General features: G+C 71.2%; 26 protein-coding genes. 8 read left to right on the top strand and 18 right to left on the bottom strand.

Annotation, left to right across the window (positions count from 1 at the left end):
• Positions 1 to 462: 462 nt before the first annotated feature.
• The 6 genes from ABZ693_RS33365 to dhaK all read right to left on the bottom strand — a co-directional run bounded on the left by ABZ693_RS33365 (position 463) and on the right by dhaK (position 7,041).
• On the bottom strand, positions 463 to 1,899 hold the full coding sequence (locus tag ABZ693_RS33365; protein WP_359885143.1) for an FAD-dependent oxidoreductase: 1,437 nt from the start codon (positions 1,897 to 1,899) through the stop codon (positions 463 to 465).
• Positions 1,900 to 1,993: 94 nt separating this feature from the next.
• Complete coding sequence (locus ABZ693_RS33370) at positions 1,994 to 2,575, bottom strand: PadR family transcriptional regulator (RefSeq protein ID WP_359885145.1); 582 nt, start codon at positions 2,573 to 2,575, stop codon at positions 1,994 to 1,996.
• An 84-nt stretch (positions 2,576 to 2,659) separates the two neighbouring features.
• Positions 2,660 to 4,684, bottom strand: coding sequence for an oxidoreductase (locus ABZ693_RS33375; protein WP_359885146.1), 2,025 nt, complete (start codon positions 4,682 to 4,684; stop codon positions 2,660 to 2,662).
• A gap of 220 nt (positions 4,685 to 4,904) precedes the next feature.
• Positions 4,905 to 5,318, bottom strand: a complete 414-nt coding sequence (gene dhaM, locus ABZ693_RS33380) for a dihydroxyacetone kinase phosphoryl donor subunit DhaM (protein WP_359885148.1) — start codon at positions 5,316 to 5,318, stop codon at positions 4,905 to 4,907.
• Positions 5,315 to 5,926: a dihydroxyacetone kinase subunit DhaL gene (gene dhaL, locus ABZ693_RS33385; RefSeq protein WP_359885187.1), complete on the bottom strand. Its 612-nt coding sequence runs from the start codon at positions 5,924 to 5,926 to the stop codon at positions 5,315 to 5,317. Before dhaL ends, dhaM begins: the two co-directional genes overlap by 4 nt.
• 122 nt (positions 5,927 to 6,048) lie before the next feature.
• Positions 6,049 to 7,041, bottom strand: a complete 993-nt coding sequence (gene dhaK, locus ABZ693_RS33390) for a dihydroxyacetone kinase subunit DhaK (protein ID WP_359885150.1) — start codon at positions 7,039 to 7,041, stop codon at positions 6,049 to 6,051.
• Positions 7,042 to 7,632: 591 nt separating this feature from the next.
• On the opposite strand from dhaK, the gene ABZ693_RS33395 reads away from it, so the two are divergent.
• The gene (locus tag ABZ693_RS33395; RefSeq protein WP_359885151.1) at positions 7,633 to 7,794 is read left to right on the top strand and encodes a hypothetical protein; all 162 of its coding nucleotides are present in this window, start codon (positions 7,633 to 7,635) and stop codon (positions 7,792 to 7,794) included.
• Positions 7,791 to 8,159, top strand: a complete 369-nt coding sequence (locus ABZ693_RS33400) for a hypothetical protein (protein WP_359885153.1) — start codon at positions 7,791 to 7,793, stop codon at positions 8,157 to 8,159. The genes ABZ693_RS33395 and ABZ693_RS33400 overlap by 4 nt, the downstream gene beginning before the upstream one ends.
• Positions 8,160 to 8,235: 76 nt before the next feature.
• Here the strand turns inward: ABZ693_RS33400 and ABZ693_RS33405 are convergent, their stop codons facing one another.
• On the bottom strand, positions 8,236 to 8,880 hold the full coding sequence (locus ABZ693_RS33405) for a TetR/AcrR family transcriptional regulator (protein WP_359885154.1): 645 nt from the start codon (positions 8,878 to 8,880) through the stop codon (positions 8,236 to 8,238).
• Positions 8,881 to 9,013: 133 nt separating this feature from the next.
• Complete coding sequence (locus ABZ693_RS33410; protein WP_359885156.1) at positions 9,014 to 10,039, bottom strand: DsbA family protein; 1,026 nt, start codon at positions 10,037 to 10,039, stop codon at positions 9,014 to 9,016.
• A 717-nt stretch (positions 10,040 to 10,756) separates the two neighbouring features.
• On the opposite strand from ABZ693_RS33410, the gene ABZ693_RS33415 reads away from it, so the two are divergent.
• Positions 10,757 to 11,788: a 7-epi-alpha-eudesmol synthase gene (locus ABZ693_RS33415; protein ID WP_359885158.1), complete on the top strand. Its 1,032-nt coding sequence runs from the start codon at positions 10,757 to 10,759 to the stop codon at positions 11,786 to 11,788.
• Positions 11,789 to 11,831: 43 nt separating this feature from the next.
• On the opposite strand, the gene ABZ693_RS33420 is transcribed toward ABZ693_RS33415, so the two are convergent.
• From ABZ693_RS33420 to ABZ693_RS33440, 5 genes are read right to left on the bottom strand one after another with little or no spacing between them, the layout of a single operon-like run.
• Positions 11,832 to 13,076, bottom strand: a complete 1,245-nt coding sequence (locus ABZ693_RS33420; RefSeq protein WP_359885160.1) for a cytochrome P450 — start codon at positions 13,074 to 13,076, stop codon at positions 11,832 to 11,834.
• On the bottom strand, positions 13,073 to 13,612 hold the full coding sequence (locus ABZ693_RS33425) for a GTP-binding protein (RefSeq protein ID WP_381669401.1): 540 nt from the start codon (positions 13,610 to 13,612) through the stop codon (positions 13,073 to 13,075). Before ABZ693_RS33425 ends, ABZ693_RS33420 begins: the two co-directional genes overlap by 4 nt.
• A gap of 46 nt (positions 13,613 to 13,658) precedes the next feature.
• The gene (locus tag ABZ693_RS33430) at positions 13,659 to 14,030 is read right to left on the bottom strand and encodes a DUF742 domain-containing protein (RefSeq protein ID WP_359885163.1); all 372 of its coding nucleotides are present in this window, start codon (positions 14,028 to 14,030) and stop codon (positions 13,659 to 13,661) included.
• Entirely contained in the window at positions 14,027 to 14,437 is a 411-nt protein-coding gene (locus ABZ693_RS33435; RefSeq protein ID WP_359885165.1) for a roadblock/LC7 domain-containing protein, read from the bottom strand. The genes ABZ693_RS33430 and ABZ693_RS33435 overlap by 4 nt, the downstream gene beginning before the upstream one ends.
• 5 nt (positions 14,438 to 14,442) lie before the next feature.
• The gene (locus ABZ693_RS33440; RefSeq protein WP_359885167.1) at positions 14,443 to 16,140 is read right to left on the bottom strand and encodes an ATP-binding protein; all 1,698 of its coding nucleotides are present in this window, start codon (positions 16,138 to 16,140) and stop codon (positions 14,443 to 14,445) included.
• A gap of 538 nt (positions 16,141 to 16,678) precedes the next feature.
• Between ABZ693_RS33440 and ABZ693_RS33445 the strand changes: the two genes are divergently transcribed.
• Together ABZ693_RS33445 and ABZ693_RS33450 are read left to right on the top strand one after the other, a co-directional pair.
• Positions 16,679 to 17,452: a glycosyltransferase family 2 protein gene (locus tag ABZ693_RS33445; protein WP_359885168.1), complete on the top strand. Its 774-nt coding sequence runs from the start codon at positions 16,679 to 16,681 to the stop codon at positions 17,450 to 17,452.
• 173 nt (positions 17,453 to 17,625) lie between these two features.
• Positions 17,626 to 17,925 carry a DUF1876 domain-containing protein gene (locus ABZ693_RS33450; protein ID WP_359885170.1) on the top strand — a complete coding sequence of 100 codons (300 nt, stop codon included), beginning with the start codon at positions 17,626 to 17,628 and terminating at the stop codon, positions 17,923 to 17,925.
• Positions 17,926 to 18,034: 109 nt separating this feature from the next.
• Here ABZ693_RS33450 and ABZ693_RS33455 read toward each other — a convergent pair whose 3' ends face one another.
• From ABZ693_RS33455 to ABZ693_RS33470, 4 genes are all read right to left on the bottom strand, one after another.
• Entirely contained in the window at positions 18,035 to 18,652 is a 618-nt protein-coding gene (locus tag ABZ693_RS33455) for a CBS domain-containing protein (RefSeq protein ID WP_359885172.1), read from the bottom strand.
• Between the two features lie 103 nt (positions 18,653 to 18,755).
• Positions 18,756 to 20,027 (bottom strand): serine hydrolase domain-containing protein, encoded by a 1,272-nt coding sequence (locus tag ABZ693_RS33460; protein WP_359885174.1) that lies wholly within the window; start codon positions 20,025 to 20,027, stop codon positions 18,756 to 18,758.
• A 172-nt stretch (positions 20,028 to 20,199) separates the two neighbouring features.
• The gene (locus ABZ693_RS33465) at positions 20,200 to 20,874 is read right to left on the bottom strand and encodes a GntR family transcriptional regulator (protein ID WP_359885176.1); all 675 of its coding nucleotides are present in this window, start codon (positions 20,872 to 20,874) and stop codon (positions 20,200 to 20,202) included.
• A gap of 32 nt (positions 20,875 to 20,906) precedes the next feature.
• Positions 20,907 to 22,166 carry a CaiB/BaiF CoA transferase family protein gene (locus tag ABZ693_RS33470; protein ID WP_359885178.1) on the bottom strand — a complete coding sequence of 420 codons (1,260 nt, stop codon included), beginning with the start codon at positions 22,164 to 22,166 and terminating at the stop codon, positions 20,907 to 20,909.
• Between the two features lie 167 nt (positions 22,167 to 22,333).
• Here ABZ693_RS33470 and ABZ693_RS33475 point away from each other — a divergent pair, with 167 nt between their 5' ends.
• Positions 22,334 to 23,539: an acyl-CoA dehydrogenase family protein gene (locus ABZ693_RS33475; RefSeq protein ID WP_359885180.1), complete on the top strand. Its 1,206-nt coding sequence runs from the start codon at positions 22,334 to 22,336 to the stop codon at positions 23,537 to 23,539.
• 96 nt (positions 23,540 to 23,635) lie between these two features.
• Here the strand turns inward: ABZ693_RS33475 and ABZ693_RS33480 are convergent, their stop codons facing one another.
• On the bottom strand, positions 23,636 to 24,139 hold the full coding sequence (locus tag ABZ693_RS33480) for an FBP domain-containing protein (protein ID WP_359885182.1): 504 nt from the start codon (positions 24,137 to 24,139) through the stop codon (positions 23,636 to 23,638).
• A 149-nt stretch (positions 24,140 to 24,288) separates the two neighbouring features.
• Here ABZ693_RS33480 and ABZ693_RS33485 point away from each other — a divergent pair, with 149 nt between their 5' ends.
• Positions 24,289 to 24,984, top strand: a complete 696-nt coding sequence (locus ABZ693_RS33485) for a response regulator transcription factor (protein ID WP_359885184.1) — start codon at positions 24,289 to 24,291, stop codon at positions 24,982 to 24,984.
• Positions 24,977 to 25,926: sensor histidine kinase (locus ABZ693_RS33490; protein ID WP_359885185.1), on the top strand; the 950-nt coding region annotated here is incomplete at its 3' end. The genes ABZ693_RS33485 and ABZ693_RS33490, both read left to right, overlap by 8 nt.

The raw sequence follows: 25,926 nt of genomic DNA on the forward strand, positions 1-25,926 counted from the left end.
GCGGAAGGCTTCACCGGAGCCGTATAACGCTGGGCCACCAGACGGGCCACCGCCGCGTTACCCACCGCCCCCTGCAAACGCTGCACACTGTGGGGCGAGATCCGATCAGCCCGGCCCCGGACAGGCGCGACAGCGTCGGAACGGTCCGTCGCCTTCCCCGGGGACTCCTTCATCCGTCGCCTCCCGGAACGACACCGCACCACAACCGAACACGGGCAACGGCGTCTGCCGATCGTGATCGCATGCCCAGCCTGCCCACGCGACCACCCCGACCCGAGGGGCGCCGAGCCCGAACCTGGTTCCGGCTGTCTTGCCCCATCGGGCAGCCCACGCTGCCCAGACAGACCGGACAGCCCGGTCGCGAGGCCACGCCCCGGCCGCCGGCCCACCGCCCCTGATGCCGAAAGGCGGGAACGGCCAGGGCCGTTCCCGCCTTCCTCTACCTCGCGAATCGGACGGGTGTCAGTGCTCCGAGCGGTGCATCGGCGGCGCCGTGAGCCTCTCCGGGACCGGAGCGAACAGCACCGCGCGCGCCACGGCCGGCGCGAACAGTCCGCTCAGCGGACCGGTCAAGGCCACCGCCGCGCGGAAGGCCGCCCCGACCGCCGGGTGGGTCGGCGTCAGATCCTGCACCCGGCGCATGTACCAGCCGGTCGCCTTGTCCAGCGGCTTGCCGCGCACCGCGTTCCCGGTCGCGCCCGGCATCTTCCGGTCGGCGCCCGCCGAGATGTCCCACGCCTGCCGCGACGCCTCGAACAGCGCCTTCTGCACCCGCTCGGTGGTCGGCACCCGCTTCCGGTCGCCGAGCGCGTCGCGCAGCGCCAGCGCGCTGAGCGCTGCGACCGCCATGCCCTGCCCGTAGATCGGGTTGAAGCAGGTCAGCGCGTCGCCGGTGGCGAGGAAGCCGGCCGGGCGGCGGCCGGGACGGTCGTAGCGGCGGCGGATGTTGGCGGTCTGGCGGAAACCGTGGACCGGCGACAGCGGCTCGGCCCGGGAGATCCAGTCGGCCACCACCGGGTGCGGCAGTTTGCGCGCGTACGTCTCGAACGCCTCCTCGTCCGTGGACGGCATGTCGCCGCGGACTCCGGAGAGGGTGACCAGATGGCGGCCGTCGCCGAGGGGCAGCACGACGCCCGCGTACGTCTGCGTGGGGCCGGGGACGACGTAGATGCCGAGGGCGTCCGTGGTGGAATCGCCGACGGGGGAGCGGAACACCCGGGTGGCGTAGCCCAGGCCGGTGTCCAGCGTCTCCTCGTGCGGCGCCTCGGCGCCGATGCCCGCCAGCCAGTCCGCCGCCTTCGACGAGCGGCCGGAGGCGTCCACCACCAGATCGGCCTCCAGGCGGCGCGGCTCCCGGCCGGACCTCCCGCCCTCACCCGTACTTTCACCGGTGCCCCCGCCCCCGCCCGCTCCCCGCTCGCGCAGCAGCACCCCCCGTACCCGGGTGGAATCACCGATGAGCCCGGTGACCTCGGTGCCCTCGATCCGTTCGATCCGCGGGTCGGCGAACACCCGTTTGCGCGCCAGCCAGTCGATCTGCGAGCGCGGTCCGGAGTAGAAGTGCACCATCGGGTCGGTGCGCGGGAACCACTGCCCGTTCTGCCACTGCACCATGTCCTCGGGCATCCCGACCCGGGGCGCGCCGAGCGCGCGCAGTTCGTCCACGAAGCCGGGCAGCAGCCGGTCGAGTGCCCGCTGGCCGCCTTCGATCAGTACGTGGAGATGGCGTCCCTGCGGGACACCGGGCCGTGGGTCCGGCCCTTCCGGAAATCGGTCGCGCTCGACGACCGTGACTCTCTCGGCGTGTTCGCTCAGCACCCGGGCTGCCAGCAGACCCGCGAGACTTCCCCCGACGACCACCGCGTGACGTGTCCTGCGGGGCCTCAACTCGTCGACCATCCTCGCCCTTTCGCGTGGTGGATCCACGCCCCGTGGATCCGTCCGGTCTCGGTTGGTGACCAGTATCCACGGCGGTGCGCGACGAGGGTCGGGTTCAGGCCTCGTGGCCGACGTCCGTCGGTTGCGGCGTCCCACCGATCCGGTCGCCGCCGAGTTCCGACAGGGCGTCCGTGAGCCAGTGCACCCAGAACCGCTCCAGGTCGATGCCGCCCCGCAGGACGAGATGGCGCAGCCGGTCCGGCTCGCTGGTCCGGCGCGCGGGCGGGAAGTCCCGTACCTCGATGTCCAGGTATTCCGCCAACTGCCGCTGATGCAGGGCGAGATGGCGTTCCAGCTCTTCCCGCAGGCCATGGCCGCCGACCACCGCGGCCGCCCGCATCCGCAGGATCAGCGCCGAGCGCATCGGTTTCGGATCCTCGGGGACGTCCACCCAGGCGGCCAGCTCGGCCCGGCCGGCGGGCAGCACCTCGTACTCCTTCTTCTGCCCGCGCGCGGGGACGGGAGCGGGCAGGGCACGGATGTACCCCGCCTGTTCCAGCTTCCCGAGTTCGCGATAGATCTGCTGGTGCGTGGCCGACCAGAAGTAGCCGATCGACCGGTCGAAACGGCGGGTCAGTTCGAGGCCGGAGGACGGCTTCTCGAGCAGGGCCGTGAGGATCGCGTACGGGAGGGACATGGACGCATCCTAGGTTCGACCGGTCGTGGCGCAGGGCCGCGCGCATGCGGTGCGCGCGGCCCGTGTACGGCTCGCGCGAGCCGGTCAGAGGGCGGCGGCGAGCCGCGTGCCCTGGTCGATCGCCCGCTTGGCGTCCAGTTCGGCGGCGACGTCCGCGCCGCCGATCAGGTGCGCCGTACGGCCGGCGGCGGTCAGCGCCTCGTACAGGTCGCGGCGCGGCTCCTGGCCGGTGCACAGCACCACCGTGTCGACCGGCAGGACCTGCTGCTCGCCGTCGACCGTGAGGTGCAGGCCCGCGTCGTCGATCCGGTCGTACGTGACGCCCGCGACCATGGTGACGCCGCGGTGCTTCAGCTCGGTGCGGTGGATCCAGCCGGTGGTCTTGCCGAGGCCCGCGCCGACCTTGGTGGTCTTGCGCTGGAGCAGGTGCACCTGGCGCGGCGGGCGGGGCCGCTCGGGCGTGCGCAGTCCGCCCGCGGCGGCGTACGTGGTGTCGACGCCCCACTGGCGGAAGTACGTCTCGGGGTCCCGGCTCGCGCCCTCGCCGCCGTCCGTGAGGAACTCGGCGACGTCGAAGCCGATGCCGCCGGCGCCGAGGACCGCGACCCGCTCGCCGACGGGCACGCCGTCGCGCAGCACGTCCAGGTAGCCGACCACGCTCGGGTGGCCGACGCCCTCGATCGCGGGGACGCGCGGGGTGACGCCGGTGGCGACGACGACCTCGTCGTACTCCGCCAGGTCGTCCGCCGTCACGTACGTGTTCAGGCGGACGTCGACGCCGCGCTCGGCGAGCTGGACCCGGAAGTAGCGCAGGGTCTCGTCGAACTCCTCCTTGCCGGGCACCCGCCGGGCCACGTTCAGCTGCCCGCCGATCTCTGCGCCGGCGTCGAACAGGGTGATCGTGTGGCCGCGCTCGGCGGCCGACACCGCGCAGGCGAGACCGGCCGGGCCGGCGCCGACGACGGCGATCCGCTTGGCGAGCCGGGTGGGGGAGAGGACCAGCTCGGTCTCGTGGCAGGCCCGCGGGTTCACCAGGCAGGAGGTGATCTTCATGCTGAAGGTGTGGTCCAGGCACGCCTGGTTGCAGCCGATGCAGGTGTTGATGGTCTCGGCGCGGCCGGCGGCGGCCTTGGCGACGAACTCCGGGTCGGCGAGGAACGGGCGGGCCATGGACACCATGTCGGCCCGGCCCTCGGCAAGGACCTGCTCGGCGACCTCGGGGGTGTTGACCCGGTTGCCGGTGACCAGCGGCACCGACACCGCGCCCATCAGCCGCTTCGTCACCCAGGTGTAGGCGCCGCGCGGCACGGAGGTGGCGATGGTGGGGATCCGGGCCTCGTGCCAGCCGATGCCGGTGTTGATGATCGTCGCGCCGGCCGCCTCGATCTCCTTGGCGAGGGCCACCACCTCGTCGAGGGTGGAGCCGCCGGGGACCAGGTCGAGCATGGAGAGGCGGTAGACGACGATGAAGTCCTCGCCGACCCGCTCGCGGATACGGCGCACGATCTCCCGCGGGAAACGCGTCCGGTTCTCGTACGAGCCGCCCCAGCGGTCGGTGCGCCGGTTGGTCGCGGCGGCGATGAACTCGTTGATCAGGTAGCCCTCGGAGCCCATCACCTCGACGCCGTCGTACCCGGCCTCGCGGGCCAGCTCGGCGCAGCGGGCGTAGTCCTCGATGGTCTGCTCGACCTCGCTGTCGGTCAGCTCGTTCGGCACGAAGGGGCTGATGGGCGCCTTGAGGGCGCTGGGCGCGACCAGGCCCTCGTGGTACGCGTACCGGCCGAAGTGCAGGATCTGCATCGCGATCCGGCCGCCCTCGGCGTGCACGGCGTCGGTGATGAGGCGGTGCTCGGCGGCCTCCTCGGGGGTCGTCAGCTTCGCGCCGCCGTCCCACGGCCGGCCGGCCTCGTTGGGGGCGATGCCGCCGGTGACGATCAGGCCGACGCCGCCCCGGGCCCGCTCCGCGTAGAACGCGGCCATGCGCGCGAAGCCGTGCTCGGCTTCCTCCAGGCCGACGTGCATGGAGCCCATCAGGACCCGGTTGGGCAGGGTGGTGAAGCCCAGGTCCAGCGGGCTGAGCAGATGCGGGTACGGGGTGTTCGGGGCCATGGGGGCGCCTCCTCGCGCGGGGTCGTCACCGACTGTTGTAGACGACCGGCCGATGCTTGTGCAACAAGTTGCATAACGAGGGTGGGGCGATGTGCCCGACGCCACAGCGCCGAGGCCGCAGCCCCGGGCCGCACCCCGCCGTACGAGGGCAGGCCGCATGACGGCAGCCCGTACGACGGCAGTCCGTACGACGGCATGGGTACGGCCCGAGGCGGACGGCTCACACCTTGCGGTAGTCGTACGCCTCCGACGCCGCGGCCACCACCGCGTCCAGATCGCCCCCGACGCTCGCCGCCACCAGAGCGGCCACCGCGCCCTCCACGAGCGGGGCGTCCACCAGCCGCGACCCCTCCGGCAGCTCGTCCCCCTCCGCGAGCAGCGCCTTCACCGTGAGGACCGCGCTGCCGAGATCGACCAGGAGTGCCACCCCGGCGCCCTCGTCCACCCGCTTCACCGCTTCGGCGATCAGCTCCGCGTTGGTGCCCAGACCGCCGTCCGGAGTCCCGCCCGCCGGTGCGATCGGCGCCGTGTCCCCGCCGCCCGCCAGACCACGCGCCAGCTCGGCGACCGCCGCGGCGACCGCCGCGCTGTGCGACACCAGCACGATCCCGACCCGGTGCGCCGACCCGCTCATGCCGCCACCTCCGCGAGGGTGGCGATCAGCAACGCCGACGAGGTCGCCCCCGGATCCTGATGCCCGCGCGACCGCTCACCCAGATAACTGGCCCGGCCCTTGCGCGCCAGCAGGGGGACGGTCGCCAGCGCGCCCGCCTCCGCCGCCTCCCGGGCCGCCGCGAACGACGTCCCCAGTGCCTCGGCCGCCGGTGTCAGCGCGTCCAGCATCGTCTTGTCGCCCACCTGCGCCCCGCCGAGCTGCGCCACCGCGGCCACTCCGGCCGCCAGCGCCTCGGCGAGCGCGGCCCGCGACACCACCGGGGCGTCGCCCAGCGTCTTGCCGGCCCGGCGCAGCAGCGTCCCGTACAGCGGGCCGGACGCGCCGCCCACCGTCGAGATCAGCTGCCGTCCGGCGGTGGCGAGCACCGCGCCCGGCGTGGCCGGCGGCTCCTTCTCCAGGGTCGCGGCCACCGCCGCGAATCCCCGCTTGAGATTGGCACCGTGATCCGCGTCGCCGATCGCCGAGTCCAGTTCGGTCAGCCGGTCCGCCTCCCGGTCCACGGCGCTCGCCGCCGCCGTCATCCAGGCGCGGAAGAACTCCGCGTCGTACTCCGTCTCCCCGGCCATGTCCGCCGACCTCTCCACCGTCGCCCTGCCTGTCGTGCGCGGCTTGTCGCTTTCCCTGTCCTTGTCCCTGGCGCTGTCGCTGCCGTACGTCTCGTCGCCGGCGTGCTCCGGCGCGGCGCCGCTCACCGGCCCCACCGCAGCGCGGGCGTGCTCACCGGCGCGTCCCACAGTCGCAGCGTCTCCTCGTCCGCCTCGCACAGCGTCACCGAGCAGCCCGCCATGTCCAGCGAGGTCACGTAGTTGCCGACCAGGGTGCGCGCGACCGGCACCCGGCGCTCGCCCAGCACCCGCTGGACCTCCGCGTTGAACCCGTACAGCTCCAGGAGCGGCGTCGCCCCCATCCCGTTCACCAGAGCGAGCACCGGTCCGCGTGGGCGCAGATCGTCCAGGACCGCGTCGACGGCGAAGTCCGCGATCTCCCGCGAGGTCATCATCGGCCGCCGCTCCCGGCCCGGCTCCCCGTGGATGCCGATGCCCAACTCCAGTTCGCCCTCCGGGAGATCGAAGGTCGGCGAGCCCTTCGCCGGGGTCGTGACCGCGCTCAGCGCCACCCCGAAGCTCCGGGAACGCTCGTTGACCCGGCGGGCGATCGACTCCACGCGTTCCAGCGGCGCGCCCTCCTCGGCGGCCGCGCCCGCGATCTTCTCCACGAACAGCGTGGCACCGGTGCCCCGGCGTCCGGCCGTGAACAGGCTGTCGGTCACGGCGACGTCGTCGTCGACGAGGACCTTGGCGATCTGGATGCCCTCGTCCTCCGCCAGCTCCGCGGCCATCTCGAAGTTGAGCACGTCACCGGTGTAGTTCTTCACCACGAACAGCACTCCGGCGCCGCTGTCGACGGCGGCCGCCGCCCGCACCATCTGGTCCGGTACCGGGCTCGTGAAAATTTCCCCGGGGCACGCGCCCGCGAGCATCCCCGGACCCACGAAACCGGCGTGCAGCGGCTCGTGCCCCGACCCGCCGCCGGACACCAGCGCCACCTGCCCGGCCACCGGGGCGTCGCGCCGCAGCACGACCCGGTTCTCCACGTCCACGGTCAGCTCGGGATGCGCGGCGGCCATCCCGCGCAGCGCGTCCGCGACCACGGTCTCCGGCACATTGATCAACATCCTCATGGATACCTCCTGGTGAACTGAGCAAGCAAGGTGCTGTGCTGGGTTTCGGCAGGGCATGGCAGGTGTGCTGATTTTTGATCTTGGCGGTTCATGGCAGTTCATGGCGCTGCAGGGCGGTTCTGTGCGGTACTGACGCTGACCGCAATGCTGACTTAACTGACGCAGTGACAGGTTTACGTCGTAAGAGTGCTCTTCGCGCATGCGCATCGTGGTGGAATTATCGACGCCCGACTGTGTACACGCACTGAGGTGGAAGGTATCGGGATGCGCGGCTTCCGGCAGGGCTTCGCCTCGAACTCCCGGGGCCTTCGGCGCATCCGCGGAGCCCTCGCCCACTGGGCCCTGCCACAGGGTCAAACGCGAATGACGGCCATCGAGGCAAGGGCACCAGCCGCGCACTCACAGAAGCAGCGCAAACCCGCTGGTGACAACGGCCATCGGTCCGTTTGCGGGTGAGAGCGGCCCGGGATGGGAGTACTCGGTTCATCCGGCGGGCCGATGCGCCTCTACGCTGCCTCGCATGGCAGTCGAACCCCATGTCCTGCAACGCGACGGCCTCCTTCGTGCCGCCGGGCCGACTGGTCCGGCATCGTGGAGAACCTGACTGATTCACTGGCGACGTGGCCCGCCCTCGCCTGCGACCTGCGCAAGACCATCGATCAGCGTGTGCGCGATCACGAGATCCGCCTGCTGCTCAGCTACATTCTCGGCGACCAGGGCAAGGGCCCGCTCGGAGTCGACTGCTCCGCATGACGCTTCCTGGAGTCAGCGGTCAGGCTGCCACCAGGGCGGCGATCCGACCGGTGGGCCCGGCGGCCGAGGAGGCGATGAACCGGGCCTTCAGCCGCGAGGAGACCCAGCTCGGCACGCTTGCCGGCGTCCCCGTCCGGGGGAGGTGGATCCGAGGTGACGTCCTCGGCGAGACGCGGCACGAGGTATTGCTCGGAGTCCTGGGCGAGCGTGTGGAGCTGGACCGCCGTGCCCAGCGCGAGCGGCCGGCCACCCTGACGGGAGACCGGCTCGACACGTTCCTCGACGGCCGCCTGCTCACGGTCGTACGTCCGGTCGACGGCCCGCAGCCGAGCTGGGACCGGATCAGCGCGGAGCTGCTGGAGTAGCCTTGATGCCCGTCTCCGGCGCCTCTGTCAGCGGGCCGGCACGATTCCGATCGTGACGGCTGCTTGCCGCACCTGGCTACTTCTGGCCCCGGATCAGTGCCCACGTGAGGTCGGCGACCTCGGCCACACTCATGCCGTTCCCGTTCCCGTTCCCGCCGCCGCCGCCGTCCTCGCCCTCGCCGTCGAAGTCGCCACGGGTCCAGCGGCCGATGACCGCCAGCACGGCCCCGCTGAGGAAGTGTGCGCGCACCTGGAGCGCCGTCTCGTGGGGCGAGCCTGGGGGCTCGGCCGTCAGTTGCTCGAACCACGCCTGCGCCAGGAGGTGTTCGAGGCGGGTGGCGCAGCGTGCGCTGCCGTCCTCGCCGAGCATTTGGCGGTAGACGGCGCGGTGCTGGTCGACCTGGGCGAACAGGCTGATCAGATGCGTCGGAGTGGCGTCGGGCAGGGCGTGCGTGTCCACGGACAACCGGCAGGCGCGGGCCGCCTCGACCACTCCCTCCATCGTCGATTCGGTGGCGTCGAGCAGCAGGTCCTCACGGTCCTTGTAGTGCAGGTAGACCGTGGCCCGGTTCACCTCGGCACGCTGGGCGATGTCGCTCATGGTGATGCTGTCCAGGTCCTTCTCCGTCGAGAGGTCCAGGACGGCGGCCCGCAGCAGCGCCCTGGTCCGCCGGGCGCGGGGGTCGAGTGAGGTGCCGCGGGTGCTTGAGCTGTTCGCCATGAGGTCACGTTTCCATATCGTGTGACGGAAATGCAACGTTCGTCTTTTGAGTGGCGGTCATCGCCAGTCGCCCATTGCTTCGGTCGCTTCGGTCGTGCAGCCGGCCACATACGTGTGGCGACGGCACCCGAGGTCACGCCGACGAGGGCCCGCCCGCCGTGCCGTACTCGGGATTCATCGCGGCGGCGATCCGCAGATGCGGCGTGGCTTCCTCCTTGGCCCCCTGTCGTTCCAGGGTCCGGCCCAGCAGTAGCCGGGCATACGCGTCGTCGGGGTTCTGCGCCACCAGCGTCTCCAGCTCGCCGCGCGCCCGCGAGAGCTGCGCCGAGTGGAAGTGGGCACGCGCGGCGAGCATCCGTACGCTCAGCTCCTCGGGGTACTCCTCCATCAGCGCGCCCAGCAGAGTCAGGCAGCCCAGTGGATCCCCCTTGTCGAGCAGCGCCTCGGCCAGCCTCAGCCGTTCGACCTCGGCCGGCAGTTCCCGTCGTGGCTCGGCCGCGGCCCGGGCCACGAACCGTGCGATCACCTCGGGCGCGTGCGCTCCGGCGAGTGCCTCCCCGCCGATCACCAGGGTCGGCGAGGTCGTCACCCCGATCGCCTTGCCCCGGAGCAGGGTCTCCCGTACGTATTCCTCGGCCCCGCCCTCGTCCAGGAGCCGGGCTCCTTCAGCGAACCCGGCCGTGGAGGCGATCTCCCGGAGTGTCTCCGTTCGGCTGATGTCCCTCTGCTCGACGAAGTGGGCTCGCAGCACCCCTTCCAGTACGGCGTCCTGAAGGGCGGCTCCGCCCTGCTCGTACGCGAGGGCGATCAGCCGGTGCGCGTCATGACTGGAGGCCCGCCATGCCGCGCCCCAGCGCGGCCCGAGCCCCTCGGCGGCGGCGATCTCCGAGACCCTGGCATGGTTCTCGGCCACGGTCGTCCCGGGTGCGCAGCCCCGCAGCGCCGTGTCCGTCACCGGGTCCCGCAGTGCTTCCTCCAGTGGCTCCGCCTCGGCCGGTGCCGTGGGGTCGATCCGGAACGGCCGCCACACCACCTCGACGGGTTCGCCGTCCCGCTCCTCAAGGAGGATGGCGGCCTCTTCAAGGGCCGCGGCCAGTCGCCGCTTGCCGATGTACGCCCAGGCGCAGACCACGTCCGCCCACACTTCGATGTGCCTCATACACTCACGTTATTCGACACGTGTCGTTTAATCAACGTCAGTCGCGTAAGTGTGCTCCGGAAGGGAAGCGCACCGGATTCCGGAGCGGCTACCGCCTGATAGGCCGACGGCCTGCGGCCGCTGCTGCCGGTGACGGTCGACGCGCGGGTGCTGTTCTGGGCGAGCCGGGGAGGCGGAGCCGGCGCCCCGGCTTCGCGTTCTTACCTCATCCGGTTCGCGGCGACGCCGACGCCGACGGGACACCGACAGGACGCCAGCCTGCGTGACGCTCCATCAAGGGTGACCTGGGGGAGTGGAGTTCGCGGGTGGGCGCCATGGCGCGATGCGTGACGTGAGATCACGAGCGCGCACAGATATGTCACTTACGCGTTCTGAGGCGGCCGAGGCGGATGCGCCCTCCGCGCGGGAGGGCGGGCCGCTGGAAGGCCGGGCGGTGACGTTCCCGTCGCGCCTCAGTGTGTCCATATTCCGCAATTCCCCGTCCGCGCGGCCACCTTGGCGAGAGAGGTCACCAGCGGAACGCCCTACGGAGCGTGTCGGTGAGGGCCGGGTTCGCGCCGCTCCGTGACCGAGCGCCTGACGGGGCGCGGTGAAGATCCTTTAGGGCGCACCCTCCTGTCGGGTTCCGTTTCAACGTTCATACGATGAACCCACGTTCGCGTACGCAGGGAGTCCGGTTGGTCGCTCTGCGTTCCGCTTGGGTGAAAGGAAACGCGTATGCCTCAGGATGTGCTGTTCGACCTTCCCTTCAGTACGCCAGTCAGCCCCCATCTGGAGTACGCCCGCGAGCGTCATCTGCTCTGGGTACGGGACCGGGGACTGGTGCGCAGTGAGGCCGGCTTCGCGGAGTACCAGTCCTGGGACCTGGCGGAGGCCGCGGCCCGTACCTATCCGCACGCCTCGGCGGATGACCTGGTCGTGTTGATGAACTGGTTCTCCCTGGCCTTCCTGTTCGATGATCAGTTCGACGCCGGCCAACCGGACCGGGCGGACCGGGTGGCGGAGGTGGCGCGCGAGCTGATCGCCACGCCGCTGCGCCCGGCGGGTACCGAGCCGAGGGTGGTCTGCCCCATCACCCTGGCCTGGGCGGAGGTCTGGGAGTCCCTGTCCCAGGGGATGTCCCTGGCCTGGCAGACCCGGTTCGCAGCCTCCTGGGGGCGCTTCCTGGTGGCGCACTGCGAGGAGGTGGACCTCGCCGCCCGCGGGCTGGCCGGAAGCCTCGGGCTGGACGCGTACACCGAGTTCCGCCGCCGGACCGTCGGCATCCATCACAGCATCGACGCGGGCGAGCGCAGCAGCCGCTTCGAGGTGCCGGTCGCGGCGATGGCGCATCCGGTCATGGAGCGGCTGCGGGATCTGGCCGCGGACACCATCGGCTTCATGAACGACATCCACTCCTTCGAGCGCGAGCGGCGCCGCGGGGACGGCCACAACCTCATAGCCGTCCTGCGCAGGGAGCGGGACTGCACGTGGGAGGAGGCCGCCGACGAGGCGTACCGCATGACGACGGACTGCCTCAAGGAGTACCTCGACCTCGAGACCCGTGTCCCGAAGATGTGCGACGAACTGGGCCTCGACGCCGAGGAACGGGACCGGGTGGAGAAGGGCGTGGAGGCCATCCGGCACTGGATCAACGGCAACTACGAGTGGGCGCTGACCAGCGGCCGGTACGCCGCTGACAAGACCGGTCCGGTGGCCACGGCCGAACTGGCCGGTCGGGGCGCCGTGGACGACCTGCTGACCATGTGAAGCGAGGACGCCACCCCGGCAGCGGACCGCCGGGGTGGCACCGTCAGACGGCGAACTCGACCGGCAGGCTGTCCAGCCGCGACTCCCAGGTGGACGCCGTGGAGGTGAGCTCCGACGGCGGCACGGCCAGGCGCAGCTTCGGCAGCCGGTGCAGCAGGATGTTGACCGACGTCTCGATGATGGCCTGGCCGATGCCCTGCCCGGGGCATTCGTGCGGGCCCGCGCTGAAGGCCAGGTGCGAGGCGTTCCCCTGGACCGACACAGCGGTGTCGGGGCGGATGGCCGGATCGTGATTGCCGGCCGTGAGGCCCAGCACCAGAAGATCGCCCTCCTTGACCGGGCATCCGCCGAGTTCCAGGTCGGCGGTGGCGAACCGGCCCGGCAGCACGGCGAGCGGCGGGGAGTCCCACATCACCTTCTCCACGACCGCGGACAGGCTCAGCTGCCCGCTCACCAGGCCGGACAGCCAGGACGTCTCGGTGAGGACGAGCTGGAGGACGCGGGCCAGCAGATTGCTGGTCGTGGTGTGGGCGGTGATCAGGACCAGGCGCAGATGGTTGACGATCTCCTCCTCGTCGAGCCCGGAACCGTGCTCGATCAGACTCGAGGCGAAGTCGGCCCCGGGCTCCGCACGTTTACGCGCGGCGAGTTCGCCGAGGATGCCCATGATGCGCTCGTTGTGCGCGAGGGCGTCCGCACCACCCTTGATCACCTGCTTGCTGGACTCGGCGAGGGTGCGCCCTTCCCGCTCGGCGAGCCCGTAGACGCGGGTGAGGACCAGCATCGGCAGGTACTCGGCGAAGTCGGCCACCAGATCGGCCCGGCCCGCGTCGATGAACGCGTCGATCTGCTTGTTCGCGAAGTGCGTGATGTGACGGCGGATGCCGCGGCCGGCCATCGCGTACAGACTGTCGTTCACGGCCCCACGCAGCCGGCGGTGCGGCTCGCCGTCCTGCGAGACACAGTCCGGACGCCAGCCCACCATCTGCATCAGCGGGGACGCCGCCTCGACCCGGCCGTCCCGGAAGTCGGTCCAGATCCGCGAATCACGGCTGAACTGCAGCGGGTTGTCCAGCACCCGCCGGTTCTCCCGGTAGCCGAGAACCAGCCAGGCGCGGACGTCGCCCTCCAGCAGTACGGGAGCGACGGAGCCGTGCTTCTCCCGCAACCGCCCGTAGATCACATGGGGATCGGTGGCCGCCTCCGGACCGTAGAGCCGGACGGCGTCCGTACCTCCGGTGACGGGGCAGCCCGCGGCTTCCGGTCCGGTCAGCGTCTCGTCGTTCATCGGGGCTCCAGGGCTGCGGCCGAGTGGTCCTTCAGATACTGAACCAGAGTGACGAGCACTTCACGGCTGGCGGCCCGGTCCCGGGCGTCGAACGCGACGACCGGCGTGTGCGCGGGAACGTCCAGGGCGTCGCGTATCTCGTCGAACGGGAAGTCACGGGAGTCCGGGAAGACGTTGAGCGCGACCACGAAGGGAACGTTCTGCCGCTCCATCTCCTCGATCGCCCGGAAGCTGGTGTCCAGTCTCCGGGTGTCCACCAGGACGACCGCGCCGAGGGCGCCCTTGAACAGCCCGTTCCACAGGAACCAGAACCGCTCCTGACCCGGTGTGCCGAACAAATACAGCATCAGTGAATCGTTGAGAGCGATCTTGCCGAAGTCCAGGCTGACCGTGGTGTGGGTCTTGTCCGTGACACCGATGAGATTGTCGACGCCGGCACTGGCCTGCGTCAGGGTCTCCTCGGTGGTCAGTGGCTCGATATCGCTGACCGAGCGGACCATCGTGGTCTTGCCTGTGCCGAAACCCCCGGCGATCATCACCTTCACCGAGCGGGCGTCTTCGCCGGCCGGCCGCCAGGATGGGTCAAAGCCTTGCTCTGAGCCCACGGAGTACCTCCTCGAGGAGCTTGACGTCGTGCCTGCCACCAGCGCCTGCCGGGATGGGGTCACGAGCTTCGATACGGTCGTCCTGGATCAGGTCGGACAACAGCACCGCGACAATGTTGAAGGGCAGGCGGAGGTGGGCACTGACCTCGGCCACCGCCAGCGGGGCGCGGCACAGCCGGAGGATCTCCTCGTGCTCGTGCTGCATTCCCGGTGCGGGAGCGGCCCGTGAGACCACCAGCGTCGCCACGTCGAGAGTCGTGGCCGACCCGCCCGGTCCGCTACGTCCTCCGGTGAGGACGTAATAACGCTCGAGACCGGACGGATCGACCGGGCCGCGGGGGGCACTCATTCAGAGGGCTCCTCCCGGCGCGGCGTGGTACCCAGGAGCTCGCCCATACGGCGGGCGAGATCCTGCATCTGGTGACCGAGCAGGCCCTGGTCGAGGCCCTCGCGGGCCACGACCCCGAGATAGGTCTCCACACCCGCGCGGACCACGAAGAGATGACCGCCGTCGACTTCGATCATCGCCAGGCGCAGCTGCCCTCCGTGCTCGGGGAACTGCTTGGCGACCGGGGTGGCCAGCGACTGCAGTCCGGCCACCACGGCGGCGAAGCGGTCCACGTCATCGGGGTCGTCGGCGCCGTGGCCGGCGATGGCCGTTCCGTCGCTCGATGCCACGACGGCGAAGCGGACCTCCTTGAAGCTGTCCACAAGGTCGTGCAGCGCCCAGCTCACGTCGGATCCCTGGTACGTCATGGGGGCTAGTCGCTCTCTTCAGTGCGGTGCTCGGTGGACGGTCCACCAGCGGTTGTGTCGTGGTCGGCCCCGGAGGTCCGGGACACCGGGGCAGAGGTACGGGCGTCACGGCCGGCGGCGGCGAACGCGGCGAGGCCGGCGAAGGACGCGTCCGACGGCACCGCGTCGACGGTGGCACGATCGGCTTGCTCGGACGGCGCCGCCGCGGCGGACGACGCGTCGGCGCGGCGCCGGCGCCGGGGCAGGCCGCCCGGCGTGGTGCCCGTGGCATCGCCGCCGGCGGGCGGGGTCACCGGCGTGGCCTCGGACGGGACACTCGCGGGCGCCTCGGCCTCGGGAACCGCGGGGAAGGACACGGTGGCCGTGGCGGATGCGGCCGGTGCGGCCGGTGTGGCGGGCGCGTTCGGCGCGACGGGAGCCGCGAGCGGGCTGAAGTACTTGTAGGGCACGACGAGTACGACGGAGGTGCCGAGCCACGGCGAGTCCGCGAACGTCACGCGGATGCCGTAGCGGCGGGCGATCTTGCCGACGACCCGCAGGCCGATGTTGGCGTCCTCCGAGATGCCGCCGAGGCCCGCGCCGGGCGCGGAGCCCGCCAGAGCGTGCTCGACCTCGCGCTTCTTCTCCTCGCTCAGGCCCTTGCCGGAGTCCTGGATCTCGATGCCGACACCGTTGGGGACCTCCTTGCCGGAGACGACCACCGGCTCGGTGGGCGGCGAGTACCGCGTGGCGTTGTCCAGCAGGTGGGCGATGAGCAGCGTGAGGTGGTCCACCAGCCGTCCGTCGACGCCCAGTTCGGGCAGACGGCGCAGCTCCACGCGCTGGAATTCCTTGATCCGGCCGACGCCGCCGCGCACCACACTCAGCAGAGGCTGCGGTTCCTGCCACTGCCGGCCGGGGCGGTCGGAGCCGGCGAGGACGCCGATGCTGGCGGCGAGACCGTCGGCGGGACCGAGGGCCTGGTCCAGCTCCATCAGGCCCCTCGCGACGGCCGGCAGCCGGCCGTGCTCTCCCTGCAGTTCGTGCAGGCGGCCGCGCAGCAGGCTGGTCAGAACGTGGATACGGCTGCCGATACTGATCACGGCCTGCTCGGCGGAGGCCGAACGGTCGATCTCCGCCTCGATGCCGGTCAACGCGGCCTTGAGGATCTTGTCCAGTCCGGCCTGCAGTCCGGCATCGGCGGCCGAACGGTGCGCGCCGGGCGGCAGGATGTCGTCGATGGCCTCGCCATCGCGCAGCCGCCGCATCGCGTCGGGCAGTTGTACGTCACCGAGCCGGGCCACCGCCGCCAGAAGCTGGTCCGCGCGCTCCTGCAAGGCCCTGGTCTCTTCCGCGAGCCGAGCCTCGAACGCCGCGCCCTGCTCCGCCAGTTGCGCCTCGTACCGGCGCGCCTGGTCGGCGACTCCGGAAGAGGTGTGGCGCTCCATGTCGGCGACGTGCTTCTGCCACTGCTGCGAGGCCTGGGCCAATTCGGCGCGGTGGGTCTCCGCGGCCCGGCCCTCCTGCGCACGTGTCCGCAAGAGAAGGCGAACGCACACGGCGCTCGCGGCTGTCGCCGCGAGTCCGGCGACGGCCGTCGATATCCGATCCGCACTCATGAACGTGGCGGCTGCTGTCCCACCGCCGAGGCCCAGTGGCAGCAGCCACCAGCCGCGCCAGGCAGCGGGGGCCTGTGCGGTCGGAGGCGGAGTGGCGAGTTCCATCTGCATCCTTCGTATGTACGACGAACAGGGCGTGCTCACGGACACCGCACCGATGAGTACGCAGCACGAGTTGAACGGTTACGATCCGTCAACTCGCGGGCACGGTGGGGAGCTTATCGGCTACACACCCGAAAAGATGAATTCCGCGATGCAGCGGTAGTGAAGATTCCGCCACGCTACGCCGACGTGAACAGGCGAGCGGCACCAGGGGTGCACGCTCCGGCCGAGAGTCGGCCGACCAGCGGGAACGTACGGGAGCGGGCAGAGGCGGTGTTCGCGAAGGCAAGTGCGAGGAAGGAGTTTCGGCCGAGGAGTCGGGCGGTTCCGTATGAGCCTGACTGCGAGCCTGTACGAGGCGGCGTTCGAGTGGCCGGCCGGGTCCCGTACGGCGTGAGCGCACCCGGGTGACGTGCCGCGGAAGTCGGTCGATATCCTCGGCCGCGAGGGGCGAGGGCGCCCGGCGCGGCGAACGCCGTGGTCGAAGCAGGGCCGACGCCGACGACCTCCCTGACGACTGCGATCTATGAGGAGTGCTGCGGTGCCGCTGGTTTCCGTGGTGATGCCGGTCCACAATTCGGCGGCCACGCTCGGCGCCTCGGTCCGGTCGGTGCTGGCACAGACCCACACCGATGTCGAGCTGCTGATCACCGACGACGCGTCCTCGGACGACTCGATGGACCTGCTGAAGGAGTTCGCCTGGCAGGACGGGCGGGTCCTTCCGGAGGCGGCGCCCCGGCAAGGGGGCGCGGCCCGGGCCCGGAACCTGGCCATCGAGCGGGCCAAGGGCGACTACGTCGCCTTCCTCGACAGCGACGATCTGTGGCTTCCGACGAAGCTGGAGAAGCAGCTCGCCTTCGCCGCGACGGCCGGGACCCCCCTGACGTTCACCTCCTACTACAAGATGGAGGCCCTGTTCGAGGGGGAGGCCGCCGACTTCGTCGCGAACGGGCGCGTCGTGTGGGCACCGGAGCAGGTGGACTACCGCGCGATGCTGGTCCAGGACCACATCGGCGCCCTGACCGCCATGTACGACCGCAGGGTGGTCGGGACGAAGCTGATGCCGGACATGCCGAAGCGGCAGGACTACGCCCTCTGGCTGTCGATCATGCGCGACGGAACCCCCGCCCGGTCCCTGCGCGAGCCCCTGGCGGTGTACCGCGCGGCGCGGGCCGGGTCGCTCTCCTCGAACAAGCTGAGCCTCATCCCGTACAACTGGAACCTCTACCGCGAGCACGAGCAGCTCTCGGTGGTCCGGTCGGCGCGGGCGCTGACCGGGGCGGCGTGGCACTCGGTGCGAAAGTCCCGTATCTAGCGGCTCGCGGCTCGCGGCCTGCGGCCCACGAGAGCGCGGTCCGGTTGCGGGGAGACGCGAGGTGTGCCCGGGGCCGGGCGATCAGCGCCTGGCGGCTCCGGGCCGGTGGCGGGACCATGGGAGGAAGGGCCGCGCGGCGCTTCCGCGTGGCGCGAGGCACGAGGAGGCAGGCCATGACACGGCACCTCGAGTGGAAGGTCGGCCTGGACCTGGTCGAGGACGGCGGCAGGACGAAGGCCGAGGCCCGGCTGAAGACCGGCACGTCGACCCTCACCGGCCACGGCTCCGCCCGGTGCAACCCGGCGGACGCGGACGTACCGGCGATCGGTGACGAACTGGCCGCGGGCCGGGCCATGAAGGATCTGGCCGGACAGCTCATGAGAGAGGCCGACCGGGAGATGGAGGCCATGGGCGCCGGCACCGTGCCGCAGCGCACCGGCCCCGGATACGGCTGGCCCGAGGCCGTCCAGTAACGCGGACCGCCGCGACGGCCTCCCGTGGCCCGGAGCTCCGGGCCACGGGAGGCCGTGCGCTGCGGACCGGCGGGATCCGCGGATCAGTGGTACGGAACAGGCGTACGGCTCAGACGGTGCCGTGCTCCCCGGCCCGGGGCGCGTCCTCGTACGTGAGCCGGTCCACGACCTCCACCACGCCGTCCACGTCCTCGCACAGCCGCAGGAAGATCGGCGCGAGGCTCTTGCGCGGCAGGACGCCGCTCAGCGTGACCCGGCCCTCCGTGACGTCGATGTGCAGGGACGCGGGGGAGAGCCGGAGGATGCGGGTGACCACGTCCTCCACGATCTCCTCCTGGATGGACCGGTCCCGCCGGAGGAACAGCTGCAGCAGATCGCTGCGGCTGAGCACGCCGATCAGCTGCCCGTGCGCGTCCACCACCGGCAGCCGCTTCACCCGGTGCCGCTCCATGACCCGGGCCGCCTCCACCGCCGTCCAGGACGGGCGGGCGACGACCACCGGGCTCGACATCATGGCCTCGGCGCTGCTGGGGCCGTCCTTGACCGTGTGCCGCCGCATGAGGTCCGCCTCGGAGACGACGCCGATCGGCCGGTTCGCCTCGTCGACCACGGGGACGGCGGTGATGCCGTACTCGTCGAGCAGCCGGGCGATCTCCTTGAACGGAGTTCCTCGCTGTACCGCGACCGCGGTGGGCGTCATGAGGTCGGCGACGTTGCGGTGCCTCATCTTCGATCCCGTCCCTTCTCGGATCCTTTGTCCATGATCCCTCACGGGCGTGGGTCCGTGGGACGGGGGCCGACGGGATCCCGCCAGGGCGGCCGGGTCCGGTTCAGGAGCCCGGAGTGGCCCGGGTGTCGGCCGGCTCCGGCAGGCTGTAGACGTGCCGGGGCGTGACGATCCGGGTGATCGCCTGTCCGAAGAGCGTGCTCGGCTCGATCCCGTTCGTCAAGACGTCGGTGTTGAGCAGCACGACCAGGGTCGCCTGGTGCTCGGGCAGGTAGATGGTCAGGGACTCGTATCCGGGCAGCGAGCCGTTGTGGCCGATCCAGCCCTGGACGTCGAAGATGCCCAGGCCGTATCCCGTGCCGGGGATCCCGGACGGTTCGGTCTTCAGCCGCTCGGCCTGCGTGTGCGTGCTCAGCAGCGTGCCGGTGGCGACCACCCGGGCCCAGGTGCGCAGGTCGGGCAGGTCGGAGATCATGCCGCCGGCCGCCCAGGCCCACGACGGGTCCCAGTCGGTGGAGTCCTCGATCTGTCCGGTGGCTGTCTGGTTGGTGTAGCCGCGGGCGTGCGGCTGGGGGAACGCCGCGTCCGTCGGGAGGAAGGTGTGACGGAGCCCGGCCCGGCCGGTGACGTTCTTCGCGATGAACTCGTTCAGGGGCATCCCGCCGGCCTTCTCGACCACGAGACCCAGCAGGATCGCGTTGGTGTTGCTGTACTCGAACTTCTGGCCGGGCTGGAAGTTCACCGGATGCCGGAAGGAGTAGGACAGCAACTGCTGCGGTGTGAAGCGGCGTTGCGGATCGGACGTGAAGGCCTTGTAGAAGCCTTCGTCGGCCGTGTAGTTGAACAGGCCGCTGCGCATCCCTGCGAGCTGGCGCAAAGTGATGCGGTCGCCGTTGGGTACGCCGCTCACGTACTTCCCGATCGGGTCGTCGAGACCGACCTTGCCGCGGTCGACCAGTTCGAGCATGGCGGTCACCGTGAAGGTCTTGGTCTCGCTGCCGATCCGCATGTTGAGGCCGGGGGTCATCGGCCGGCCGGTCTGTTTGTCGGCGACACCGAAGGAACGGATGTACTCGCCCTTGCCGGGCGCGGAGAGGGCCACGATGACGCCGGGGACGTGCGCCTGCCGCATGACGTGCTGCACCGCGCCGTCGAGCTGGTCGGTGACCGAGCGGTCGAGCGTGGCGAACTCGTCGCCCGCCGGAGTGGGGGAGGGCGGCTGCGGAGCCGCGGGAGCGGCGGAGACCGGGGGCGTGTACGGGCCGGGGGCCGTCGCACCGTACGCCGGGACGGTGAGAGCCGGCAGCGACAGCGTCCCCGCCAGAACCGCGCCGACGCAGAGCCTGCGCCGGCGCGCCGTCGTCGGATTCCTCACGGCAGTCCTCCTGCCTGACGAGGGCAAAGTCCTCTCCCAGGCTAGGCCCGCGTCCGGGGCCGCGCACGGCGAGCCCGTCGGCCCGCCGTACGTGCTGCTTTGGATTCCCGTGCGCGCCGCCCCGGTGTCCCGTACGTGCCGTCCCGGCATCCCGCAGGTGGCCGGCGGACCCTCACGCCAGGTCGAGGACCTCGCGCACCGCCGCCACCGCGTGGTCGCGGTGTTCGTCCAGCCACCGGACCAGGGCCGCCGGATCGCCCGCGGCCACCGCCGCGACGACCGCCCGGTGTTCGTCCACGGCGAGGGCGCGGTGCGGGTCCTCGGCGTAGTAGAGGGCGCGGTACGCGTCGGTCGCGTCCCACAGGGTGGCGATCAGGCGTACCAGGCGCGGCATCCCGGACGCCTTGACGAGGACGAAGTGGAAGCGCCGGTTGGCCTCGGCCATCGCGGAGACGTCCCCCGCGTCCGCCGCCCGTTCCACCTCCCGCTGGATCCGTTCCAGGGCGCCGGCCAGGCCGTCCGGCCGCCGGGCCAGGGCCGCGACGACCGCCTCGGTCTCCAGGATCCGGCGGATCCGGTAGATCTCCTCCAGGTCCGCGAGCGACAACTCGGCGACGAAGTAACCCCGGTGGACGTGATGCACCACCAGGCCCTCCGCCTCCAGGGTCTTCAGCGCCTCGCGCAGCGGCACCCGGCTGACGTCGAGCCGGGCGGCGAGCGCGTCCTGCCGGATCGGGTCGCCCGGCCGCAGCTCGCCGGTGGTGATGGCACGCCGCAGCTCGGTCAGCACGAACTGCTGGGCGGTCGGCGGCCGTCTCCGCTCCACCGCGCTGCCCGTGCTGCTCATCGGCTGTGCCCCTTCCCTCGACGGCGTGGCGTTCATCTTCCTACGGGCCGCTCGCCGGGCCGGTCACGCGGGAGAGCGGGGGCCGGCCGGTCCGCGGACTCCGACAGTTCCGATCGTTCCGACAGCTCCGCGAGGATCTCGGCGGTGTGCTCGCCGAGGCGCGGGGGCGCGGAGCGGTAGGCGGCCGGGGTGGCCTCGAACGCGACGGGGTGGGCGACCTGGCCGGGCCCCGCCGCCGTGTCCGGCACCCGGGCAGGGAGGCCCAGCCGGTCCGCGAAGGCGAAGGCCCCGGCGAGGTCGTTGATCGGACCGCACGGCACCCCGGCCGCGGTCAGCTCCTCGAACCAGGCGTCGGCGGTACGCGTGGCGAGCGGCCGGGACAGCGCGGCGGCCAGCTCCTCGCGGTGCGCGACCCGGGCGGTGTTGGTGGCGAACCGCGGATCGTCGGCGAGCCCGGGGCTGCCGATCCGCGCGCACAGGGCGCGGAACTGGCGGTCGGTGCCGACGGCGAGGACGAGCGGCCGGTCGCTCGCCTCGAACACCTCGTACGGGGTGATGCTGGGGTGCCGGTTGCCCAGCGGCCGCGGGACGGTCCCGGTGGCCAGGTGGGCGGCGGCCTGATTGGTGAGCGCGGACAACAGCGAGGTCAGCAACGACACTTCGATCCGCTGGCCCTGCCCGGTGCGGTCGCGGTGGCGGAGCGCGGCGAGGACGCCGAGGCCGGCGTGCAGGCCGGTGACCACGTCGACGAGCGCGACGCCCGCCTTGGTACCGGGTCCGCCGGGCTCGCCGGTGATGCTCATCAGCCCGCCCATGGCCTGCACCAGCAGGTCGTAGCCCGCCAGATGGGCGCCCTCGGCCGAGCCGAAGCCGGTCACCGAGCAGTAGACGAGGCCCGGGTTGGAGGCCCGCACCTGCTCGTAGCCGAGCCCGAGCCGGTCCATCGTGCCCGGGCGGAAGTTCTCCACGAGGACGTCGGCGCGGTCGACGAGGGCGCGGGCGGCGGCCAGACCCTCCGGGTCGGTCAGATCGAGGGCGACGGACCGCTTGTTGCGGTTCACCCCGAGGAAGTACGTGGCCTGCCCGTCGGCGAACGGCGGGCCCCACGTCCGGGTGTCGTCGCCCGTGCCGGGGCGCTCGATCTTGACGACCTCGGCGCCGAGGTCGGCGAGCAGCATCGTCATGTACGGCCCGGCGAGGACCCGGCCGAAGTCCGCGACGACCAGGCCCGACAGGGCGCCGGGCGCGAGCGCGCCGGCCGCGGCCGGCGCCTCCTCTTGTTCCGCGTGCATTTCCGCTCTCCTTCGTCGGCGATGGGTCGGCCATGCGTCGGTGATCGGATCCAAGCGGACCGTATGCGGGGAGGAACAGATATTCAATACTGGATCCAATATCCGATCTGGGGCTAGGCTGCGGCTCGCCGAGTCGCCACAGTCGCACAGTCGCCAGGAGGCCGTCCGTGAAGTCGTCGCCGCAGTCGCCGCGTTCGTCGCAGCCCTCGCCCGTCCACCCGCTCGATCTGCTCGCGATCGACGGGCTGCTCACCGACGAGGAGCGGGAGATCCGCCGTACCGTACGGGCCTTCGCCGACCGCGAGCTGCGCCCGCACGTCGCCGAGTGGTTCGAGAGCGGTGCCATCCCCGCCCGCGAACTCGCCCGTTCCCTCGGCGGTCTCGGCGTCCTCGGCATGCACCTGGAGGGCTACGGCTGCGCGGGCACCAACTCCGTGGCGTACGGCCTGGCCTGCGTGGAGCTGGAGGCCGTCGACTCCGGACTGCGCTCGCTGGTCTCCGTCACCGGCTCGCTCGCCATGTACGCCATCCGGAAGTACGGCTCCGAGGAGCAGAAGCAGGACTGGCTGCCGGGGATGGCCGCCGGCGAGTACCTCGGCTGCTTCGGCCTGACCGAGCCGGACGCCGGCTCCGACCCGGGCGCCATGCGGACCAACGCCAAGCGCGACGGCGCGGACTGGGTGCTCAACGGCACCAAGATGTGGATCACCAACGGCTCCGTGGCCGACGTCGCCGTCGTCTGGGCCCGCACCGAGGACGGCGTGCGCGGCTTCGTGGTGCCCACCGACACGCCCGGCTTCAGCGCGCCCGAGATCAAGCAGAAGCTGTCCCTGCGCGCCAGCGTCACCAGTGAGCTCGTCCTTGAGGACGTCCGGCTGCCCGCCGACGCGATGCTCCCCGGGGCCCGTGGCTTGTCCGGCCCGCTCGGCTGCCTCAACGAGGCCCGCTTCGGCATCGTCTTCGGCGCCCTCGGCGCCGCCCGCGACTGCCTGGAGACGGCGATCTCCTACGCGGCCGACCGCACCGTCTTCGCCCGGCCGCTCTCCTCGTACCAGCTCACCCAGCAGAAGCTCGCCGACATGTCGCTGGAGCTGGGCAAGGGCATGCTGCTCGCCCTCCACCTCGGCCGGCTCAAGGACCAGGGCGTTCTCACGCCCGAGCAGATCAGCGTCGGCAAGCTCAACAACGTCCGCGAGGCCATCGCCATCGCCCGCGAATGCCGCACCATCCTCGGCGCCAACGGCATCACCCTGGAGTACCCGGTGCTGCGCCACGCCAACAACCTGGAGTCCGTCCTCACGTACGAGGGGACGAGCGAGGTGCACGCCCTGGTCATCGGCAAGGCGCTCACCGGCGAGCAGGCCTTTCGCTGATCGCCGAAAGCCGGCGCGGGGGCGGCACGGGCCCCAGGCCTTACCGCCCCCGCGTGCCGGGGCACGCGAGCCCAGAAAGATCCGAAAGAGAGGGTCCTAGCCCGCCAGGATCTGGTTCACGAAGGCGTCGAGGTTGCCCGTCATCCGGGCCACCCGCTCATCCACGGACAGCGACTCCTCGGGGCGGCGGGCCCGCAGCTTGGGCTGACGCAGACCGCGGACGTACAGCGGGCAGGCGAGGTCGGCGCAGACGTACGTGCCGATCGTGTTGCCCTCGCGGCCGCGGGTGCCGGCCAGCGGGGCGGCCAGCAGCGTGACACCGGAAGAGGCGTGCGAGGTCAGGCAGACCTGGCACATGCTGGACTTCGTCGCGCTCGTCCGGGCGGAGGCCGGGACCCGCAGGGCGATGCCGACCGGGCCGTCGGGGCGCGGGACGACGAGATGGGCGCGCAGTGGCGCGCCCGGGTCGACCCAGCCCAGGAAGTCCAGGTCGGGCCACGGCAGCTCGGCGAAGTCGAGCGGCAGCTTCATCCGGGCCGCGTCACCCTTCGTGCAGTTCACGAAAGACGTGCGGATCTCTTTGTCGGTCAGCGGTTCCACCCGGCCGACCGTACACAGCGCCCTGCCCCCAGGCCAGCCGATTTTCGGCATGCCCTCGCGACGCACTGATGGACGGTGGCACGGTGCTGTCGGCGCGGACGCGGTTTTCGATACGCGGACGATATGTGCCCGCTCGTAGCATCGAGAGCATGCGTGTGTTAATCGTCGAGGACGAGCCCTATATGGCGGAGGCCATCCGCGATGCCCTGCGCCTGGAAGCGATCGCGGCCGACCTCGCGGGCGACGGCGACATCGCCCTGGAATCGCTGAGCGTCAACAGATACGACATCGCCGTCCTCGACCGCGATATCCCCGGCCCTTCCGGCGACGAGATCGCCAGACGCATCGTCGCCTCGGGCAGCGGCATGCCGATTCTCATGCTGACCGCGGCCGACCGCCTCGACGACAAGGCATCCGGCTTCGAAATCGGCGCCGACGACTACCTCGCGAAACCGTTCGAAATGCAGGAACTCGTCCTCAGGCTCCGGGCGCTCGACCGCAGGCGTGCCCACAGCCGGCCTCCTGTCCGTGAGATCGCGGGGCTGCGGCTGGATCCGTTCCGACGCGAGGTCTACCGGGACGGCCGCTACGTCGCACTGACGCGCAAGCAGTTCGCCGTACTCGAGGTCCTCATCGCCGCCGAGGGCGGTGTCGTCAGCGGCGAGGAACTTCTGGAGCGCGCGTGGGACGCGAACGCCGATCCGTTCACCAATGCTGTCCGCATCACCGTCTCAGCACTGCGCAAGCGTCTCGGTGAGCCGTGGATCATCGCCACGGTCTCCGGTGTCGGCTACCGAATCGACGCACAGCCGCAGGCCGGAGACGGGGGAGGGGACCGTGGATAGAGGGCCTGGTTTAAGCGTCCGCCTCAAGCTCACCCTCAGCTACGCCGGATTCCTCATGCTCGCCGGTGCCTTGGCGCTCGCCGCCACAGCGGTGTTCCTCCTGCAACAGGGGTGGCTGCAGACCAACGAAGAGGGGGCGTGGAAGAGAAACCCGGTCGTCGACTTCGTGCAGGGTTTCACGCCGACGGCAGCCGCGGTCATGGTGTTCCTCCTCGTGTTCGGCCTCCTGGGAGGATGGATACTCGCCGGTCGCATGCTCGCCCCCCTGGCTCGTATTACGTCCGCCACCCGCACGGCCGCCACGGGATCGCTCGCGCACCGTATCCGGATGCCGGGCCGCCAGGACGAGTTCCGCGAACTCGCCGACGCCTTCGACGCGATGCTCGCACGGCTTGAAGCACACGTCGCCGAGCAGCGGAGATTCGCGGCGAACGCCTCGCACGAACTACGCACCCCGCTGGCCGTCTCGAAGTCTCTTCTCGACGTGGCCCGCACCGATCCGTCACACGACACCGGCGAAGTCCTCGACCGCCTCCAAGTCGTCAATACCCGAGCGATCGACCTCACCGAAGCGTTGCTCTTGCTCAGCCGAGCCGACCAGCGGTCCTTCACCCGGGAACGGGTTGACCTGTCCCTCATGGCGGAAGAAGCCGCCGAAACACTGCTCCCCCTCGCGGAAAAGAACGGCGTCACCATCGAGACCCGCGGCGACATCACCCCTGCGAGCGGATCGCCGGCGCTCCTGCTGCAACTGACCTTGAACCTCGTGCACAACGCCATCGTCCACAATCTGTCCGAACAGGGCAGGGTGTGGGTCACCACCGGCGTCCACTCCGGCACCGTGATACTCACGGTCGAGAACACCGGCGAGAAACTGCCGCCACACCTGGTCTCGACGCTCACCGAACCATTCCAGAGGGGCACCGAGCGCATCCACGCCAA

This window comes from Streptomyces laurentii, from assembly GCF_040635425.1.
Classification (GTDB): domain Bacteria; phylum Actinomycetota; class Actinomycetes; order Streptomycetales; family Streptomycetaceae; genus Streptomyces; species Streptomyces laurentii.